This is a genomic window from Mucilaginibacter phyllosphaerae (genome assembly GCF_004378255.1).
In the GTDB taxonomy this organism is placed as follows: domain Bacteria; phylum Bacteroidota; class Bacteroidia; order Sphingobacteriales; family Sphingobacteriaceae; genus Mucilaginibacter; species Mucilaginibacter phyllosphaerae.
Map to the genome: position 1 here is coordinate 414,399 of NZ_SNQG01000005.1, position 18,536 is coordinate 432,934.

Below are 18,536 nucleotides of genomic sequence, written 5' to 3' on the forward strand. Positions count from 1 at the left end.
ATTTGTTGCTTAATTTCATTTCAAGCGTCGATTGCTACTACATCAAGCCCCAGAGGTTATTGAGAAATTTTTTCTTTTAACTGTTTAAAGAGCTACAAAAGTTAAAAAATGTGAACGCATCTACAATAATTTGGAAATGCGTTCACGTTAAGGCTCTAAACGGCTTTTTTAAACCTCATTAGACTTTTAGTCACTTCTATCTTTGAATCGTCGTCAAAATCACCAAGATAATTTTTAGTTGTCTCAGGCTTTGTGTGCCCTAAAGATTCCTGAATTTGGAATATTGGAATATTCGCTTTTTTTAAAACTGTGGCAGCGGTATGTCGAGCATATATCATTGTAATCTTAGGGTTTTGAAATTCCAGCTTTTCGCAAATACGACCAAAATGCTTATTTAAGCTATCTGTAAAGAGTTCCTTTTTCTTAGTGATAGCTTCATCGTTTTTATCATTTTTATCCAATATAGGAAAGATATAATCGTCACCATTCGGATTAAGATTACCCCATTTGTTTATAATAATAATTATTTCCTCTTCAAAACTAATCGATATTAAAGGCCTATTAGATTGGGTAGTTCTAAAAGTTTTACCTCTATGATACCTAATCATGTTACCATCAATATTTGATGCTTTAAGCCTTATTATGTCATTTACGTTCATGCCATTACACATGTAGCTAAACAACCAAAAGTCTTTAGCTCTATCTTCCATTGAATATGGTTTAGCTTGAAAATTGAATATAGCTTCGACCGCATCAAGCGTTAAGGCTTTTTTTACTTTTCTGCCCCCGGGTATTTGATATTTGTATTTACCGAAAGGATATTCAAAATCCTTTTTAAGATAATTTTTACTTATAGAGTAATTGATAATCGCTCTTAAAGCACGGCAATAGATACTGACCGTTGTTTCAGATTTTCCTTTGGCGTTTATCATCCAATCTTGATACTTAAATAGAAACTGAGTATCTACATCGTAAAAATTTAATAATGGTCTAAAACTCTTAAATGATTCCATAGCAGTATTATAATTCACTGAAGTTTTGTAGCAACCGCTAACCAATTTCATTTTTATAAACTCTTCAAAAACTGAATACACGTTTGATGATTCTTTTTTTATGTTATAAAATCCATCTTTAAATTTTTGAAAAGTAAAGTTCTCAATACAGCTAATTACTTCATTGGCTTTAGCTGTCAGAGCATCTAATTGATGCCTGATTTCTTTATACTTCTTTGGAGGATTGGGTAGAATCGCATTGACATATTCCTCCTTTGTCAAGCTCAATGGGGTTCTAAAATCTTTTGTTTTTCTTAAATAACAAATCCTAACTTTTACAGGATACTTTCCATCCTTCTTTTGATGGTTTTCGACAAGAATAATACGAGGTCTTACGTACATTGTTTAATAATTTTCTTTTGTTCATAGCGGTTTTTTTCAATGCGATTTCAACGCAAAGGTAACTGTAATGAGAAGTCAAAAGAAACAAAAAACAATATAAAGAACTGTTTTTCAGCATTATATATACTATCGGCAACAATCGGAAGCTATCGGAAACCATAGTTTTTCCATCTTACAAGCAGAGGGTCACTGGTTCGAACCCAGTAACTCCCACCAAAGCCTCATAGAAATATGAGGCTTTTTTGTTTTAATTGCTATTTACAGGCAATATAATTGAATGATGGTATGGCGAGGTTAAGGTTAATTAGCCTGAATAATGTAATACTGTTGTTTTAGCAGCGCGTTAATCTACACTTACGGTAAGGCCTTCCTGTTGTAGTATTTTGCGGTAAACCTCCATTTCGGTAAATGAGCCTTCCAGCACAGCGCATTTTCCCTCGTTATGAACCTTCCAGGCAATTTTTTCGGCTTGCGGTTCAGAGTAATCGAGGTACTTCATCATGCAGTGAATAACGTGTTCGAAGGTATTATGGTCGTCGTTCCATAATATCAGGCGGTGCATTTCTTTTAGCCCGGCCATTAATTCTTCAAAGGTAAAAGTTTGTTCCTGTACTTCAGTTGGCATATCTATCAGCAAATTTACTTAAAAGCAGCAATAAATGTGTTAAAATGATGTTTATCGTTTTATAAATATTACACAACAAAGCACTTATACCTTATATATCATAAAAAATGAAACGCAGCACATCCCTGATCCTGCTTACAGCACTATCGTTTACCTGTACCGTAAAAGCGCAATCCAAACAAACACCAAAACTTTTGCCCCCGCCTGCAAATATTACCATTGACGGCAGCCTGAGCGATTGGGGCGATAGTCTGCGTTACCACAACCAGGAGAAAAATCTTGATTATACCCTGGCTAACGACAAAGAGAACATCTACGCAGTAATAAAAATAAGCGACAGGCTGGAACAGGCCCGTGTTTTAAATGCCGGCATCACCCTGGGGATTGACACGCGGGGTAAAAAGAAAGAGACCTATAGCTTAACCTTCCCGCTGCGCTATCCGGGCAGCCCACCGCCTGCTTTTACACCGCCCAATAACAATGGTGGCGAAATAACTAAAGAAGAACGCGACGAACTGATGCGCGAACGGATAACCACGCTTAGAAGTATAAAAGTTACCGGTTTTAAAGATATTGAGGGGGATATGATCACTACATCAAACACCTATGGCATTAAAGCTGCTATTAATTATGATGCCGCAGGTAACCTGATCTGTGAAACGGCTATCCCGATAAAGTTTTTTCATGCGGATGATATCGCTAAAAACGATTGGGCATTCAACTTTAAAATTAACGGATTACAAAGGCCAGAACGCGGTACCGAAGGTGGTGATGCGCAAGGCGGCCCCGGTGGCATGGGCGGTGGACGTGGCGGTATGGGCGGAGGACGTGGCGGCAGAGGTGGCCGTGGCGGTGGCATGGGCCGTGGTAACAATGGTAACGATACCAACCGCGGCGAGATATTTAAATCAATAGATTTTTGGGAGAAATTTTCTCTCAGTCAGAAATAAAAGAGTTGATAACCTAACATCAATTATACAAAAGTCAAAAAATCGCAATGCGAACTTTTGATTTTTGACTCCTACTCCACTTTATATCTAAACACCTGCCTGCCAATATTACCGTCGCCATCTATACCTTCTACCACTACCCTATAGTTACCTGGGCTGCCGGCATTAAAATATTCAACCGCTGTTTTTCCGTCATCACCTGTTATCAGGTTCGGTTTCCAGAAAATGGTGCTGCGCAGGTCGGCCAATTTAGTATTGGTTTTAGCATCGTATTGCGGCGAATAAAACTCACGTGCCTTGTAAAATCCTTTAGGATACAATGCACTTACACCAGACCGGTAATACTCGGGGGTTTCAACCCGGTCGTTACCACGTTTGGTGGTAATTAATATGGCACCATTTGCCGCCCGCGAACCATATATAGCCGTTTTGGCTATTCCCAATAAAACTTCAACCGATTGTACATTAACAATATTTATATTGTCGGCATCAGCAGCTTCTAAAAACATCCCGTCAATAATAACAGCCATCTGGCCACCCCCGCGTGATGAGTAAGGCACCCCGTTACGAACAATAACACCCGTAAGCCTGCCCACAAAGCAATCAAAAAACCTTACACAATTAAAATTCACCATATCCTTTGCAACAAATGTTTGGTCGGCGTTACCTGCTCCATTTAAATTCTGTGAATTTTTAAAGGCCTCCTTTTTGGCAATGATCTGTACCTCTTTAAGCGTAATAACATGGTTACCAACCCCGGCTTTTAACTGCTCCGAGTAAAATAACTTATTGTTTAATGCATAATTGCTTAAACTGCTGCTTACATTAATTTTAAAATCTGCTGCATTTTTATATCCGTTTAGCTTTGCCGGGGGGATGGTATCAAACTTTACTACCACGTCGCGCTTTTTCTTTGCATTGCGTGCCTGCACCAAAAACCTGGTACTATCCGCAAACTCAAGGTCTTTAAACGCAAAACGGCCCTGTTCATCTGTAAGGGTATCCAGTTTAAATAATCCGTCATCAAAATTAAGCAGTTCTACCTTGCCTTTAACTACCGGTGCGCCGCCCGGCGTTGTAACCCTGCCAGATATAGTAAAGGCGGTTTGCCGCGGATAAGCATCGGCAACCGGTTTATTGTTCATGATCTCTTTCCACTGGTAGCGGCGATAGCCCTGGGTAAGCATCAGCAAATCAAGATCGGCACGGGTTTTATCACTTATATTGTTAAAATAATAGGCCGGCTGCTCTACATATCCTTTAATATCTGATGTTAGCAACAGGTTGGCCAGGATATTATTTTCGCTGCTCTCATTTACGGGCACTTTGCTTTCGTCGGTAACTGCTACCGAAAAACTGCCTGTAATGCCTTTGCCGCTTAAACTTTTGGCATCAATATTTAATTTCACTTTTTGCCTTACCGAGTAGCTTTGCCTGTCGGCGGTTATGGACAGATCCAAAGGTTCCGGATTTTGTATAAACACCAGGCGTTCATTTAAGGGTTCGCCCGTGGCCGAAAACAGCGTGAATTGCACTATCCCATTCGGAAACTTACTTTTTGAGATAACCGTTCCAAACATGCTGCTGCCCGGTTTGCTTCTTGCGGCATAATAAACCTTGCCGGCACTTTGCGCCACTATACTGATCTGCTTATCAGGGTCGTTACTTACGTTATCCTTTGCCATTGATACGGTAAGCCTTATATTTTGCAGGCTGGTGTACAGGTTTAATACATAACCGTTATCTGCCGCCCTGGGCAAGGCTACAGTGCTTTTTGTACCATCGGGATACACAATTTCGGCTTTATAAGTTTTACCGGCCTGGGGTTCAAGGTCAAACTGGCCCATACCCAGGTGTGCGGTACTCAGTTCTGCTACGGCATTGCCGGTATTATCCACAACGGTGCCCTTAATATCAATGCCTAAGCCATCGGTACCAATCGCTTTAAATGCAACCCTGGTTGATATTCCGTTAATCATATTACCGCTTTCCGGGAAAAACTGCACGTCAGCATGATTTGCCATAGCTCTTATAGGGATACTCTTGTAAATAGTATTCCCCTTAGATACGGTTATGCCGGTAACAATCCTGCCCATACTCAGCAACGCCGCATTATCTGCAGGCACACTTAAACGCAGGTTCCCTTCGGCATCGGTAACACCTTTGCCTTTGGCTACCACGGCATTATTAAGCAGCACCGAATAATTTGCCTGGTCGCCCACGTATGCAACACCATTTAAATCAGAGTAATTAATAGTGGTGTTGATTACACTTTTGCCATTTTGTGCGGCGTAATTAAATGTGGTTTTTGTAAATACTTTATTGGTTATTACATTGCCAATACTTATAGCCTGGTCAAAAATATAATCGCTGCCTGCATTCAGCATGTATTGGGTATAGGCCCGTATCCGGTAGTTACCTTCATGAATGGTATCAGGCAAGGCGAAATCGCCAAAGGCAGTACCATTGGCAATCTGTAATTTAAGGCTTTGTTTGATCGAGTCCTGGTCGTTCACCAATTCTACATTCAGCACGCCGCTGTATGCCGACAGCTGATGTGCCGAACCGATGGTAACATAGGCTTTAAACCAGATGTCGTCTCCGGCGGTATAATAAGGTTTATCCAGGTGCAGGTGCACTTTTTCTACCGGGTGCTCAAAGGTCCACTTTTCCAGTTGCTGCTGTATCCTGGTAATTACATCGTCGCCACTACTAAAGCTATAAATATCAAATATACCGGCAGCTATCAGCAGCCCGGCAAGTAAACGTTTAAAGGCCATATATTAAGGTAGATTATGCGTTCATTATCAAGGCAAATGCCCTGTATTAAAATTTATTCTTCCACATCATGCTCTCAACGGGGCGGGTTGTGGGGTTATTGTATTTAGCATTGCTTTTGGTGTTGTACATGGTGGCTATATCACCCTCTACAACAAAATATATCAGCTGGCCAATGGGCATACCGGCATAAATCCTCACCGGCTGCGCGCAGGATATCTCCAGCGTCCAGGTATTGCAAAAACCAACATCGCCCTTGCCTGCAGTAGCATGTATATCAATCCCTAAACGCCCCGTGCTTGATTTACCTTCTAAAAAGGGCACATGCCTGTGGGTTTCTGTGTACTCCATGGTTACACCCAAATACAACGTATTGGGCTGCAATACAAAGCCTTCTTTAGGGATCTCGAACCCAATAATTTCATTATGCAGTTTAGCATCCAGTACCCTGTCTTTATAAGTTGCCAGGTGCTTGCCCAAATGCACATCGTATGAATTTGTGCCCAGGCATTCGGGCTTAAAAGGCTCAATAATTATACTGCCTTTTTCAATCTCTTCGAGGATGCGTTTGTCTGATAGGATCATAATGTATTGCTGCCCTAAATTAAGATTAATTGCCTTAACTCCCAACAGCTATTCTACATTACATCTGCCCTTAAAAACAGTAAAACCGCATGTACAGAGTACAATGCGGCTAATTCAGAAACAGCCTTTTAATATTAAATCATGCCCGCTTTATTGCAGTATAAATTTCATTGTCGTTCGCCCTTTGTAAGCTGTGCTGCCTGCATTTGGGCCATGCGCTGCTTCATACAGCCCTCTGTTATGGCTACTGCCATCAGTATAATGGCTGCTACGTATATCCGCTTCATGTTATGAATTATGATGTGATATTGATGGTTGTGGGTATGACGTAAGTTTCCCCGGTTAGTTACATGACCACCTTATTTATTTGCTTTAATTATTATATTTAGCTGATATAATTTGGCAACCTTTTTTGCAATTTTACCCCATGGCAATAGCGTACCGACAACAAATTGATGATGATACAGAATTTGCGCTGTGGAAGATAGAAGAAACCGCCGAAGACTTATACAAGCAATTACAACTTGACGAAACCGAGAAAGCCTATACCAAAAAATTAAGCAAAAGCAAGCGTTACCTGCACTGGCTGGGCACACGTGTGCTGCTGCGTAAAATGCTGGGTACCGAAGAATACATTGATTGCAAAGCCGACAGCCACGGCAAGCCTTACCTGGTAAGCCTGCCTTATCATATATCGCTTAGTCATTCGTTTGATTACGCCGCCGTAATGATCAGCAAAACCAGCCCTGTAGGGATTGATATTGAGCAGATAAAAGATAAGGTAGAACGCATTGCCCATAAATTTATGAAACCCGCGGAATTGGGCTTTTTAGAAGATAAAAATATTATCAATCAGCTTTATGTTTGCTGGTGCGCCAAAGAAGCCGTTTACAAATGCTATGGCCAAAAAGAAGTGAGCTTTGCAGATAATATTACGCTGCTGCCCTTTACCTTTCAGCATCACGATGCTTTACAGGCTAAACTGCATAAAGGCGCGATAAATATTAATTACCAGGTAGGCTACCTGCAATACGAAGATTATATGATAGGGTACGTGAAGGGATAATATGAAAAACACCAAAGTAATTTTTAAGGATTGGGGACTGACAGATTACCGGCAAGCCTGGGACCAGCAGGAGGCCCTTTTTGCCGAAACGGTTAAATTAAAAACCCAGATCCGTAACCGCAGCCTGGCCGTTGCCGCCGGCAATGCCGAACCTGAAGAGGATGTAGCGACCCCAAACTATTTGATCTTTTGCGAGCATCCGCACGTTTACACCCTGGGCAAAAGTGGCAAAGCCGAGCATTTACTACTGGATGAACAAGGCCTTATAGCTAAAAATGCCGCGTATTACCCTATTAACCGCGGCGGCGATATTACCTACCACGGCCCCGGCCAAATTGTAAGCTATCCAATTTTAGATCTCGACAACTTTTTTACCGATATACACCTATACCTGCGCACACTGGAAGAAGCGGTTATACTCACCCTTGCCCATTACGGCTTAACCGCCGGGCGCTACCCTGGTTATACCGGAGTTTGGTTTGATGCCGATAACGCCCGTGCCCGCAAGATCTGCGCTATGGGGGTACGCTGCAGCCGCTGGGTTACCATGCACGGGCTTGCCTTTAATGTTAACCCCGACCTAAGCTATTTTAAAAACATCGTTCCCTGCGGGATAGATGATAAGGCGGTAACATCTATGCAGCTTGAACTGGGCCATGAAGTTGATATAAATGAAGTTAAAGAAATCCTGAAGCACCATATTTCCGTACTTTTTGGTATGGAGATGGTATCATGAGGTTGTTAACAGCAATAGTTTTAATCAGTACACTGGCCGCCTGTACAAAAGCAGCCGGGCCGGTAGCCACAACGGTAGTAATACCCAAAAAAAGCAATATGCCCTCATCCAATTCATTAACTTACCTGGCCCTCGGCGACTCGTACACTATTGGCGAGGCTGTTACGCAGGACCAGTCGTTCCCCTACCAGCTGGCTGCCCGCTTAACTGCGGCAGGCCGTTCTGTAACCAGCCCCGATATTATCGCCGTAACCGGGTGGACCACTGCCGATCTTAAGCAAGGCATTATTTCCCGCAATCTGCAAAACAAAAATTATAGCATCGTAACGCTGCTGATAGGTGTAAACAACCAATACCGGGGTTACAGCAAAGATGTTTACCGTAAAGAATTTGTGGAGTTATTAAATACCGCTATCGGCTATGCAGGCGGCAATATCAAACATGTTTTTGTAATCTCCATTCCCGATTGGGGCGTTACCCCCTTCGCCAAAAACAGCGGCCGTGATGCCGCACAAGTGGGTGCAGATATAGACCGCTTTAACGCCATCAATAAACAGGAAACCGAAAAGCTGAACGTAAATTATATAGATATTACCCCGGCATCGCGCCGTGCAGCAGATGAAACAGGGCTGATAGCTGACGATGGCCTGCACCCTTCCGGTAATATGTACAGCCTTTGGGTAAACCAGCTTTTGCCGGCGGTTGATGAACAGGTTAAATAAATTGCACTGCTATATAACTTAAAGTATGAAAACTGCCTTGTGCTTTTTAATGGCAATTGTATTGGCTGGCACAGGCTTTTGTCAATCACCTAAGTCAACCACAGCCACTGCAGATTCGTTGCGTTACCTGGCCCTGGGCGATTCTTACACCGTTGGCCGTTTTGTACCTACTGCCCAAAGCTTTCCTTACCAGCTTACGGCCAGTTTAAAAAATAAGGGGGTAAATGTTGCCTTGCCCAAAGTGCTTGCCCAAAACGGCTGGCGTACCGATGAATTATTAAAAGGCATTGGCGAACCCGCCAAAAACGGGACTTTTGATTTTGTAACCCTGCTGATAGGCGTAAACAACCAATACCAGCAAAAAGATCACGACACTTACCAAACCGAATTTGCCCAGATACTGAATGCCGCCATCATTATGGCTAAAGGCAATCCAAAACATGTTTTTGTATTATCCATTCCCGACTGGGGATCTACCCCATTTGCCAATGGCCGTAACCTGGACAAAATAACCGCTGAGATTGATGAATATAACCTGATCAATAAAGAAGTGGCAGATGCCGCAAAAGTGCACTACATCTACATAACCGGCATATCCCGCACCGACGGTACCAACGCCGACCTGGTTACTACCGACCGCCTGCACCCCTCCGCCAAAATGTACAGCTGGTGGGTTAATAAAATAGCAAAAGAGGTTGGGAAGGAGATTAAGAGATAGGGCCTAACACTCCGGTAAACTGATCGGGATATTTATCGCCAGCCCGCCGTCTGAGGTTTCTTTGTATTTGGAGTTCATATCTTGGGCGGTTTGCCACATGGTTTTAATCACGGCATCCAGGCTTACTTTGGCTTTATCCGGATTGGTTTGCAGGGCCAGTTGTGTTGCGGTTATAGCTTTAATGGCGCCCATGGTGTTACGTTCTATACAGGGCACCTGCACCAGGCCGCCTATCGGGTCGCAGGTAAGGCCCAGATGATGTTCCATGGCTATTTCGGCGGCCATTAAAACTTGTCGCTGGCTACCACCTAAACACTCGGTAAGGGCCGCTGCAGCCATGGCAGATGACACGCCTATTTCGGCCTGGCAGCCACCCATTGCTGCAGATATAGTAGCGCCCTTTTTAAAAATACTTCCCACCTCTGATGCCGTAAGCAGGAACTGGATGATCCGCTCCTCATCAAAGCCATCGCAAAAACTGATAAAGTATTGCAGTACTGCAGGTATTACCCCGGCTGCGCCATTAGTGGGCGCGGTAACTACACGGCCAAAAGAGGCGTTCTCTTCATTTACGGCCAATGCAAAACAGCTTACCCAATCCAGTATATTCTGGAAACCATTGCCTGTTTGGCGCATAGCGTGTACCCATTCGCTGTAATTGGCATAGGTTTGCCCTTTTAAAAGGCGTTTATTTAATGCTGATGCGCGGCGGGCAACGTTAAGCCCGCCGGGTAAGTTGCCTGCGGTATTACAGCCGCGCAGCATACATTCCTGCATCACCCTGAATATATTGAGTACCCCATTACGGGTATCCACTTCGCTGCGCCAAGCCAGCTCATTTTCCATCACCACCTCGGATATTTTGAGGCCGGTTTTGCGGCACCAGTGCAGCAGGTCGCCGGCGGTATCTATTGGGAATGGCAGGTCAACTTCGGCCTTTTGCTGGCTTAAAGCGCCCTCTTTCACCACAAAACCGCCCCCAATAGAGTAGTAAGTGGCAGATACTGCCGTTTCGTTACTTAAAAACGCCTGGAAGGTTACCGCGTTGGGGTGGTAGGGCAGGCTCTCGGCAAACAAAAACAGCAGGTCCTCCCCGGTAAAAAAGCTGATCTCTTTTTCACCGTTCAAATGCAGTTTATGGCTTTTATTAATTCCGGCAATTTTGCTGTCGATCTTATCCACCTCAAACGTTACCGGGTCATCGCCACTCAGGCCAAGCAATACGGCAATATCGGTGCCGTGGCCCCTGCCGGTTTTAGCCAATGAGCCGTAGAGCAAAATTTTAATCTGTACAACAAGCGGCAGTGTACCGTTCTGCTTCAGCAATTCTACAAACTGCTGCGCGGCACGCCACGGGCCAAGCGTATGCGAACTTGACGGGCCAATGCCTATCTTGAACATATCAAATACAGAAATTTGTTCGCGCTGTTGCATAGTTTTAAATTGGTGGTATGCAAAAATAAGTAACATTTAAAGATTAGTGGTTAAAGATGAGCGATTAGTTTTTGGCCGGTAATCTCTCAGCTCTGATCTCCTCCTTAAGCCATCCCCGGAAATTTAATTCCGGCGGCTTTAATTTCGTTAATTATTTTTTCTTGCAGTGCCATTTTGGTGGCTAAGAAATGAGCCGGATCTACCCACACGCGCACAGTGAAACGCATTCCGTCGGCCTCCATAGCCAGTACGCCAACCTTGGTGGCAGGTTCTCCCAAAACGTTCGGCTCGCCTTTTATAGCAGCAGTTAAAATCCCTTTTACCTGCTCAATGTCAACCCCAAAATTCAGCTTAAAGTCAATATCCAGGCGGCGCTTGCCTTGCCGGGTAATGTTGGTTATTACCTCATTAAACAATTTACCGTTGGGTATAATAACCGTTTTATTATCGGCAGTAAGTATTTCGGTAAAAAACAGCTGGATGGTTTGCACGCGGCCATCCTGCCCTTGTGCGATGATATGATCTTCTATCTCGAATGGCTTTAGCAGCAGTATCAACACCCCGCCCGCAAAATTTTGCAAGGTGCCTGATAAAGCCAAACCGGCAGCAACACCTAAAGCGCCAATAACAGTGCTGATAAAGGTAAGTTGAAACCCAACTATATTAAATACGGTAATGATTAATACAACGTATAATGCTGTAATAGAAAGGCTGAGAATGAAAGGTTGTAATGACGAGTGGATCTCCCGTTTGCTCATGCGGCTGGTAAGGCGCGATTTTAAAAACGCTATAAACCAAAGACCAACAAAAAAGAGGATGATGCCTGATAAAAATTTTGGCCCGTTGTTTACCAGCCAAATATGCACCTGATGATAGAATTCCTTAAGCTCCATAGATAGAGCCAAAATTAAATATTTTAATTAACTATATAAGGTAACAAATAGTTCGGGGCCTTTAAACAGCACCCACTCCACTATCCTGCTGTGTATATGTCTCCTTTTATTTACTATTTGTTTCATACACACATCTATTCAAATGCTATGCCTTTTTTAGTAAACTTTAATAATATAACAAATATTTAACGTTGCTGCTTAAATTAAGCGTGTAAACATCTATCATCGGGCTAAAGGAATGTGTTTAAGGGTAATCTGTTTACGGATAGTACTATGAACAACAAACCCCCTGTCTAATAAAATAGACAGGGGGTTTGCATATTATATATCGCGTTAGCGATGGGGATATTACATCATACCGCCCATGCCGCCGCCGCCCATTGGTGGCATACCGCCGCCTTTTTCATCATCAGGCTCGTCTGCCAACACACACTCGGTGGTTAACAGCATAGAAGCGATAGAAGCTGCGTTCTCTAATGCTACACGGCTTACTTTAGTTGGGTCGATAACACCGGCGCCAATTAAGTTTTCGTATTTATCTGTACGGGCATTGTAACCAAAGTCGGCACTGCCTTCTTTAACTTTTTGCACGATGATAGAACCTTCGATACCTGCGTTATCACAGATCTGGCGTAACGGCTCTTCGATAGCGCGACGTATGATCTGGATACCGGTATTTTCATCTTCATTAGCACCTTTAAGATCTGTAAGGGCAGCAACCGCACGGATGAAGGCAACGCCTCCACCAGCTACGATACCTTCTTCTACAGCCGCACGGGTTGCATGTAAAGCATCGTCAACACGGTCTTTTTTCTCTTTCATCTCTACTTCAGATGCAGCACCGATGTACAATACAGCAACACCGCCAGATAATTTGGCTAAACGCTCCTGTAATTTTTCTTTATCATAGTCAGATGTAGTAGTTTCGATCTGCGCGCGGATCTCACCAACACGGCCTTTGATCATTTCCGCATCACCTGCACCGTTAACCAGTGTAGTGTTGTCTTTATCGATAGTGATTTTTTCTGCCTGGCCTAACATAGATAAGTCAGCGCTTTCTAATTTATAACCACGCTCTTCAGAAATTACGGTACCACCTGTTAATACAGCGATATCCTCTAACATTGCTTTACGGCGATCGCCAAAACCAGGTGCCTTAACAGCAGCTACTTTTAACGAACCACGAATTTTGTTAACTACCAAAGTAGCTAATGCTTCACCATCTAAGTCTTCAGCGATGATCAGAAGTGGTTTGCCTGTTTGTACTTGTTTCTCCAGGATAGGAAGTAATTCCTTCATTGAAGAGATCTTTTTATCGTAGATCAAAATGTATGGGTTTTCTAACTCCACTTCCATTTTATCTGAATTGGTTACAAAGTATGGTGAAAGGTAACCGCGGTCAAACTGCATACCTTCTACAGTTTTAACTTCAGTTTCAGTGCCTTTTGCTTCTTCAACAGTGATAACACCAGAAGTACCAACTTTTTGCATAGCTTCTGCTATTAACGAACCAATTACTTCGTCGTTATTTGCAGAAATAGAAGCTACTTGTTTTATTTTGTTGTTGTCTTCGCCAACGGCTTGTGATTGTGCTTTTAAGTTTTTTACAACTTCTGCAACAGCCTTATCAATACCGCGTTTCAAATCCATTGGGTTTGCACCTGCTGCAACGTTTTTAATACCTGCAGTAACAATAGCTTGTGCTAAAACGGTAGCAGTAGTAGTACCATCACCTGCAATGTCAGCAGTTTTTGATGCAACCTCTTTAACCATTTGTGCGCCCATGTTCTCGATAGGGTCTTTCAGTTCAATTTCTTTAGCTACAGTTACACCATCTTTGGTAACTGCCGGCGAACCGAATTTTTTATCGATAATTACGTGACGCCCTTTGGGGCCTAAAGTAACTTTAACTGCGTTAGCCAGGATATCAACACCACGCTTTAAAGCGTCACGTGCCTCAACATTATATTTAACTTGTTTTGCCATGATTTTAATTATTGATTTATTGAGTTGATGAATTAGCGATTAATTGCATCACTCTATAATCTATGTTTTTTATTTTTTAAGTTTCGTTTATTCATTATTGAAAGAATAAATCACTAATCTATTCCTTCACTAAATCACTAATTGATTACAGAACTGCGTAAATGTCAGATTCGCGCATGATCAGGTATTCTTTACCGTCAACATTGATCTCGGTACCGGCATATTTTCCGTATAAAACAGAATCGCCAACCTGGATGCTCATCGGGATAAGTGCGCCAGAAACATCAGCATATTTACCCGGGCCTACAGCAACTATAGTTCCTTTTTGTGGTTTTTCCTGGGCTGTTTCAGGGATGTAAATACCAGAAGCGGTTTTGGTTTCAGCAGCGGCTGCTTCTACAACCACTCTATCCGCAAGGGGTTTAATGTTTAATGACATAGTAATACTATTTTGATTTTATAATTTTAAGTTTTCGTTTATGGTTTTCACATCAATTATGCCAAGCCTTAAAAATGTATTGCATTGGCATATTTTCTGTTCAATTGTCACCCTTTTAAACCCAAGGATACAACCTGTTGGTTTTATATTAACAGGCAGGTGCCATCGTGTCAGTAATAGTTTACTGCAACAAAAAAGGCTTTGGATTGTTCCAAAGCCTTTTTAAATATGTTATTTAACTTATTATTTTTTAGGAGCCGGTGCCGGTGTGGTTGCAGGAGCAGTTAATGGCGCTGCTGAAGGTGTTGCCGATGGCTTAGATGCTTTTTTGATCATCTCCATCTCTTGCGGATCGGTACTTTTTTGTGCACCACCTTTAACAGATACGTTGATGATAAGCGATAATACCATAATACTGATAGCCAGCACCCAGGTACCTTTTTCTAAAAAATCGCCGGTTTTTTGCACGCCCATTAATTGCGACGAACCTGAAAAATTTGAAGCTAAACCGCCGCCTTTAGGGTTTTGGATTAATACGATCAGCCCTAAAAGGACGCATAAAATAATCGTGATGATGACTAAAACTAAATACATTTCTTATGATATCAATTTGTTTTTTTCTCTAACTGTTCAATCTGGGCTGCAAAGTAAAGCTTTTTTTCCGGAAACTTCACAATCAATTTTTTATAAGTAGCTATCGCTTTATGATATAGCATCTGGTCGGTATAGATGCGGGCCAAGGTTTCGGTCACAAAATCGTTCAGGTCTTCCGAGCTTTTTTTGGCCTTGTTCTCGTTATCCAGCTTATCTGCCGACAGTGGTTTTATCTGCGGCTCGGTATGAATAAAACGCTCTATGATCACGTCCTCTTTCTTATCCGGGTTAAACGCTACCCCTGCATTGGCCGTATCCCGCTCTACCCCGCTTACTGATGTAAGGCTAAAGATGTTTTCGTAGTACTGCTGCTGCAATTCGCTGCCGTTACCTATTTTGGCATGCTTGCCTTTCGGCGCTTCGGTAGCATACGGGCGTAAGGTTTCGGCATGTTCTTTACGGGTTTTATTTAACCACCACATAAAGGTATAAGGCATGGTATCATCATCATAACGCGATACCTCTTGATTATCCGGCGCGGGTTGTGCTGCAGCCTGCGGTATGGCGGTTATCTCTTCTGCTGTTGCGGCTGGCAGGCTTTGCGCAGGCGCTGCCTTATCGCTTTCTGCGCGCAATTCATCCAGTTTTTTATCAAACGATAAGTAATCGGCATTTACAATGCCGCCAAATATCAGGCGTTCTTCTTCTTCAATTGTTTTACTATCCTCCGCACTAACAGGTTCTACAACCGGCTGCGGCTGATGGAACAGCACTGCCGACGGCTCTTCTTCTGCAGGGCCTGCTTCTACCGAAGGCACACTAAACCTGGCTTCGGTAAGCGGTTCTGCGGCAGACTGCTTTTCAGGAGCGCTATGCTCAAAACCAATGTCTTCAATACCTACAATCTCGTCGTAAATATCATCTTCAATATCATTTTGCGGCTGCTCGGGCTGTGGCTGTTCCGCTTTTGGGTACTCCGGCTCGGGTGTGTCCCGGTTAACCGGCGCTTCGGGCCTCGGGAACCGCGGCCTGAATATATTAGTATTTGCTTGCGGTGCAGGGGTTTCTGCTATTTGTACGCTTTCCGTTTCTTCTTCAACAGGCTCAAGCCCGGCAAAAATCTGCGGTGTTTCTTCGGGTTGCTGCGGCGCTGCCGTTTCCGGCGTTTGTTCGTCTGTATTATCGCTTTTAACCGGGGCCTGCTCTTCCGTTAGCTGCGGCACCTCTGCTATTTCTTCAACAGGTTCTTCGGTTTCAGTTTCAATTTCAGGCTGCGACGGCGGGGTGTGGTCGTTTTCAACCAGGGCTTGCTCAATTTCAGGCTGCGGGGCTTCTGCTGTTTCATCAGCCGTATCCTTATCGGGGGCATTAATTACCTCCGCCTGCGTGGTATCTGCGTAAAACGCATTCTCCAACGTAGCCTCGTCATCCGCTAAAGGCGCCGGGATACCCTCTAACCCGGCAATTGTACCGGCGTTAAAAAAGTTTTGTCCGGCATCCTGCGTGTTTTGTGCAAGGCCAGTAATGCTTTCAGCCTCAACCGCGGCAAGTTCGGCAGGGTGGTTAACTATTTTATAAAGTGTGCGCGGGTTGTAATACACAGCGGCTTTACTTAGCTGCTGCTTATCGCCGGTGCGGGCAAGCAATACCTGCAGCAAACCGCTCTGCGGGTTATCCCTTACCAAACGCTCCAGGCTGTGGATATATGAAGCGCCATTATCGGCCGGGTTGGCCAACAAGTCCCATAAAATTTCTTTCTGCCTGTTATCTACGTATTGATCCACGCTGGTTTATAAATAATTGCTACCAATTGGCAAATGCCCTGTTAAAAATATCGTCGGTTAACTGTCTGTTAATATCCTGTATCAAACCCTGTTCCTGCGATGCAATATCGCCCGTAAAATCTTTATATTTTGTAAACGATTCCTCAAAACTAAGCTTTTTATCGGCATCGTAAACATATTTTACACTAACTGTTATAGTTAAACGGCTTGCCCCTGCAATTGGTGCAACGTTAGTATTGGTTGCCTGTACAGATACCGGTGCAATGCTGTAACCGGTGATGGCCCCGCTCATGGTAGCGTTGGCTTCGCCGCGTACTATACTTAACCTTGTTTGGGTACGAATGCGGTTTTTAAGCGCCTCGGTAAACTGCTGGCTTAAGGTTGGCACGGCCAATTGCGCGTTATTTTCAAAAAACTGGATATCAATTGTTTTTAAATCGGGCGGGATAGAGGAGCCATTGAGCGACAGTGTATAGGCACAGGCACTAAAAAACATCGCTACTGCACCTAAAACAGTTATGTATAAAAACAGTTTTCTCCTCATTTGCTGCCTATAAATCTAATTCTTTTATTTTACGATATAAAGTTCTTTCTGAGATACCCAGCTCATTAGCCGCCAGTTTACGTTTGCCTTTGTGCTTTTTTAAGGCTTTGCGTATCAGGTCAGATTCTTTTTCTACCAGCGATAATGATTCTTCCACTTCTTCTGCATCGTGGGTAATATTATAGTCGGCATTATTGCTGCTAACGTTATTGTTAACGGGCTGCTGCAGGGTAAATTGTGCTTCGTGGTTATTAACCTGCGGCAATTCAATATCGCGGTATAACTTGGTTATGGCCGGCGAATTATCCTGATAACCGGCGCTTACGCCGCCATGCTCAATTATATCGGCAACCAGCTTCTTAAGCTCTACCATATCCCGCTTCATATCAAACAGCACCTTGTACAGGATGTCCCTTTCAGAAAAATCCTCCTTTGGCTGGTTTTCCAGGCGCATGGGCAAATTACTTCTGCCTGCTTCATGCGGGATGTAGGTAAGCAGGGTTGCCGCCGTGATCACCCGGTCGCGCTCTAATACAGCCAGCTGCTCGGCCATATTTTTTAACTGCCTAACATTGCCCGGCCACGAGTAATTGATCAAAACCTGCTGCGCGGCATCATCCAGCTGAATGGGCGGGGTACGGTATTTATCGGTAAAATCTGACGTGAATTTGCGAAACAGCAGGAAAACATCCTCTTTCCTATCACGCAGCGGCGGAATGCGCAACGGCACCGTGTTTAGCCTGTAATAAAGATCCTCGCGAAACTTACCGGCCTTTACCGCATCGTAAACATCTACATTGGTTGCGGCAATAACGCGTACGTTGGTTTTTTCGACCTTGGATGAACCCACCCTGATATATTGGCCAGACTCTAACACCCTAAGCAAACGCGCCTGGGTACCCAGCGGCATTTCGGCAATCTCATCTAAAAAGATGGTGCCGCCGTTAACCGTTTCAAAATAACCTTTACGCTCGCCAACCGCGCCGGTGTAAGCCCCCTTTTCGTGGCCGAAGAGTTCCGAATCGATAGTTCCCTCGGGGATGGCACCGCAGTTCACCGCAATAAACGGCCCATGCTTGCGCGGGCTCATCTGGTGAATGATGTGCGAAAAAACCTCTTTACCGCTACCACTCTCGCCGGTGATTAATACCGAGATATCTGTAGGCGCCACCTGGTTGGCAATATTTATAGCCCTGTTCAGCAACGGTGAATTACCGATGATGCCAAAGCGCTGTTTTATTTCCTGAATATCCATAAGCCCACTAACCCACTGAAGGGGGAACTGTAT

The 18,536-nt window shown here is 43.7% G+C and carries 17 protein-coding genes; 5 read left to right on the plus strand and 12 right to left on the minus strand.

Going from position 1 to position 18,536, the window contains the following annotated elements; translation table 11 throughout:
• Positions 1-155 precede the first annotated feature (155 nt).
• Complete coding sequence (locus tag E2R65_RS15380; protein WP_134337366.1) at positions 156-1,394, minus strand: site-specific integrase; 1,239 nt, start codon at positions 1,392-1,394, stop codon at positions 156-158.
• Positions 1,395-1,737: 343 nt separating this feature from the next.
• On the minus strand, positions 1,738-2,019 hold the full coding sequence (locus tag E2R65_RS15385) for an ATP-dependent Clp protease adaptor ClpS (RefSeq protein ID WP_134337367.1): 282 nt from the start codon (positions 2,017-2,019) through the stop codon (positions 1,738-1,740).
• 107 nt (positions 2,020-2,126) lie between these two features.
• On the opposite strand from E2R65_RS15385, the gene E2R65_RS19665 reads away from it, so the two are divergent.
• Positions 2,127-2,969, plus strand: coding sequence for a hypothetical protein (locus E2R65_RS19665; protein ID WP_158285288.1), 843 nt, complete (start codon positions 2,127-2,129; stop codon positions 2,967-2,969).
• A gap of 71 nt (positions 2,970-3,040) precedes the next feature.
• Here E2R65_RS19665 and E2R65_RS15395 read toward each other — a convergent pair whose 3' ends face one another.
• Together E2R65_RS15395 and dcd are read right to left on the minus strand one after the other, a co-directional pair.
• Positions 3,041-5,749: a TonB-dependent receptor plug domain-containing protein gene (locus E2R65_RS15395; RefSeq protein WP_134337368.1), complete on the minus strand. Its 2,709-nt coding sequence runs from the start codon at positions 5,747-5,749 to the stop codon at positions 3,041-3,043.
• A gap of 46 nt (positions 5,750-5,795) precedes the next feature.
• The gene (gene dcd, locus E2R65_RS15400) at positions 5,796-6,332 is read right to left on the minus strand and encodes a dCTP deaminase (RefSeq protein ID WP_134337369.1); all 537 of its coding nucleotides are present in this window, start codon (positions 6,330-6,332) and stop codon (positions 5,796-5,798) included.
• A 427-nt stretch (positions 6,333-6,759) separates the two neighbouring features.
• Between dcd and E2R65_RS15405 the strand changes: the two genes are divergently transcribed.
• The 4 genes from E2R65_RS15405 to E2R65_RS15420 are packed head-to-tail and all read left to right on the plus strand — an operon-like array spanning position 6,760 to position 9,574.
• Entirely contained in the window at positions 6,760-7,398 is a 639-nt protein-coding gene (locus E2R65_RS15405; RefSeq protein WP_134337370.1) for a 4'-phosphopantetheinyl transferase family protein, read from the plus strand.
• A 1-nt stretch (position 7,399) separates the two neighbouring features.
• Positions 7,400-8,134 (plus strand): lipoyl(octanoyl) transferase LipB, encoded by a 735-nt coding sequence (gene lipB / locus E2R65_RS15410; RefSeq protein ID WP_134337371.1) that lies wholly within the window; start codon positions 7,400-7,402, stop codon positions 8,132-8,134.
• Positions 8,131-8,856, plus strand: a complete 726-nt coding sequence (locus tag E2R65_RS15415) for an SGNH/GDSL hydrolase family protein (protein WP_134337372.1) — start codon at positions 8,131-8,133, stop codon at positions 8,854-8,856. Before lipB ends, E2R65_RS15415 begins: the two co-directional genes overlap by 4 nt.
• Before the next feature lie 25 nt (positions 8,857-8,881).
• Positions 8,882-9,574, plus strand: a complete 693-nt coding sequence (locus tag E2R65_RS15420) for an SGNH/GDSL hydrolase family protein (RefSeq protein WP_229704665.1) — start codon at positions 8,882-8,884, stop codon at positions 9,572-9,574.
• Positions 9,575-9,577: 3 nt separating this feature from the next.
• On the opposite strand, the gene E2R65_RS15425 is transcribed toward E2R65_RS15420, so the two are convergent.
• The 8 genes from E2R65_RS15425 to E2R65_RS15460 all read right to left on the minus strand — a co-directional run bounded on the left by E2R65_RS15425 (position 9,578) and on the right by E2R65_RS15460 (position 18,503).
• On the minus strand, positions 9,578-11,008 hold the full coding sequence (locus E2R65_RS15425; RefSeq protein WP_134337373.1) for an L-serine ammonia-lyase: 1,431 nt from the start codon (positions 11,006-11,008) through the stop codon (positions 9,578-9,580).
• 104 nt (positions 11,009-11,112) lie between these two features.
• Positions 11,113-11,901, minus strand: a complete 789-nt coding sequence (locus tag E2R65_RS15430) for a mechanosensitive ion channel family protein (protein ID WP_134337374.1) — start codon at positions 11,899-11,901, stop codon at positions 11,113-11,115.
• Positions 11,902-12,249: 348 nt separating this feature from the next.
• Positions 12,250-13,887, minus strand: a complete 1,638-nt coding sequence (gene groL / locus E2R65_RS15435; protein WP_134337375.1) for a chaperonin GroEL — start codon at positions 13,885-13,887, stop codon at positions 12,250-12,252.
• Between the two features lie 145 nt (positions 13,888-14,032).
• Positions 14,033-14,326, minus strand: coding sequence for a co-chaperone GroES (locus E2R65_RS15440; RefSeq protein WP_134337376.1), 294 nt, complete (start codon positions 14,324-14,326; stop codon positions 14,033-14,035).
• Between the two features lie 243 nt (positions 14,327-14,569).
• Positions 14,570-14,920, minus strand: coding sequence for a preprotein translocase subunit SecG (gene secG, locus E2R65_RS15445; protein WP_134337377.1), 351 nt, complete (start codon positions 14,918-14,920; stop codon positions 14,570-14,572).
• Positions 14,921-14,931: 11 nt separating this feature from the next.
• The gene (locus tag E2R65_RS15450) at positions 14,932-16,704 is read right to left on the minus strand and encodes a hypothetical protein (protein WP_134337378.1); all 1,773 of its coding nucleotides are present in this window, start codon (positions 16,702-16,704) and stop codon (positions 14,932-14,934) included.
• Between the two features lie 19 nt (positions 16,705-16,723).
• The gene (lptE, locus tag E2R65_RS15455; protein ID WP_134337379.1) at positions 16,724-17,248 is read right to left on the minus strand and encodes an LPS assembly lipoprotein LptE; all 525 of its coding nucleotides are present in this window, start codon (positions 17,246-17,248) and stop codon (positions 16,724-16,726) included.
• A 7-nt stretch (positions 17,249-17,255) separates the two neighbouring features.
• Positions 17,256-18,503: a sigma-54 interaction domain-containing protein gene (locus E2R65_RS15460; protein WP_134337380.1), complete on the minus strand. Its 1,248-nt coding sequence runs from the start codon at positions 18,501-18,503 to the stop codon at positions 17,256-17,258.
• Positions 18,504-18,536 lie beyond the last annotated feature (33 nt).

Bases quoted from the DNA above. Each gene is read 5' to 3' on its own strand.
- lptE (WP_134337379.1), bottom strand. From the start codon at position 17,248: ATGAGGAGAAAACTGTTTTTATACATAACTGTTTTAGGTGCAGTAGCG.
- E2R65_RS19665 (WP_158285288.1), top strand. From the start codon at position 2,127: ATGAAACGCAGCACATCCCTGATCCTGCTTACAGCACTATCGTTTACC.
- secG (WP_134337377.1), bottom strand. From the start codon at position 14,920: ATGTATTTAGTTTTAGTCATCATCACGATTATTTTATGCGTCCTTTTA.
- E2R65_RS15430 (WP_134337374.1), bottom strand. From the start codon at position 11,901: ATGGAGCTTAAGGAATTCTATCATCAGGTGCATATTTGGCTGGTAAAC.
- E2R65_RS15380 (WP_134337366.1), bottom strand. From the start codon at position 1,394: ATGTACGTAAGACCTCGTATTATTCTTGTCGAAAACCATCAAAAGAAG.
- E2R65_RS15385 (WP_134337367.1), bottom strand. From the start codon at position 2,019: ATGCCAACTGAAGTACAGGAACAAACTTTTACCTTTGAAGAATTAATG.
- lipB (WP_134337371.1), top strand. From the start codon at position 7,400: ATGAAAAACACCAAAGTAATTTTTAAGGATTGGGGACTGACAGATTAC.
- E2R65_RS15420 (WP_229704665.1), top strand. From the start codon at position 8,882: ATGAAAACTGCCTTGTGCTTTTTAATGGCAATTGTATTGGCTGGCACA.
- E2R65_RS15425 (WP_134337373.1), bottom strand. From the start codon at position 11,008: ATGCAACAGCGCGAACAAATTTCTGTATTTGATATGTTCAAGATAGGC.
- E2R65_RS15415 (WP_134337372.1), top strand. From the start codon at position 8,131: ATGAGGTTGTTAACAGCAATAGTTTTAATCAGTACACTGGCCGCCTGT.
- dcd (WP_134337369.1), bottom strand. From the start codon at position 6,332: ATGATCCTATCAGACAAACGCATCCTCGAAGAGATTGAAAAAGGCAGT.
- E2R65_RS15460 (WP_134337380.1), bottom strand. From the start codon at position 18,503: ATGGATATTCAGGAAATAAAACAGCGCTTTGGCATCATCGGTAATTCA.
- groL (WP_134337375.1), bottom strand. From the start codon at position 13,887: ATGGCAAAACAAGTTAAATATAATGTTGAGGCACGTGACGCTTTAAAG.
- E2R65_RS15395 (WP_134337368.1), bottom strand. From the start codon at position 5,749: ATGGCCTTTAAACGTTTACTTGCCGGGCTGCTGATAGCTGCCGGTATA.
- E2R65_RS15440 (WP_134337376.1), bottom strand. From the start codon at position 14,326: ATGTCATTAAACATTAAACCCCTTGCGGATAGAGTGGTTGTAGAAGCA.
- E2R65_RS15405 (WP_134337370.1), top strand. From the start codon at position 6,760: ATGGCAATAGCGTACCGACAACAAATTGATGATGATACAGAATTTGCG.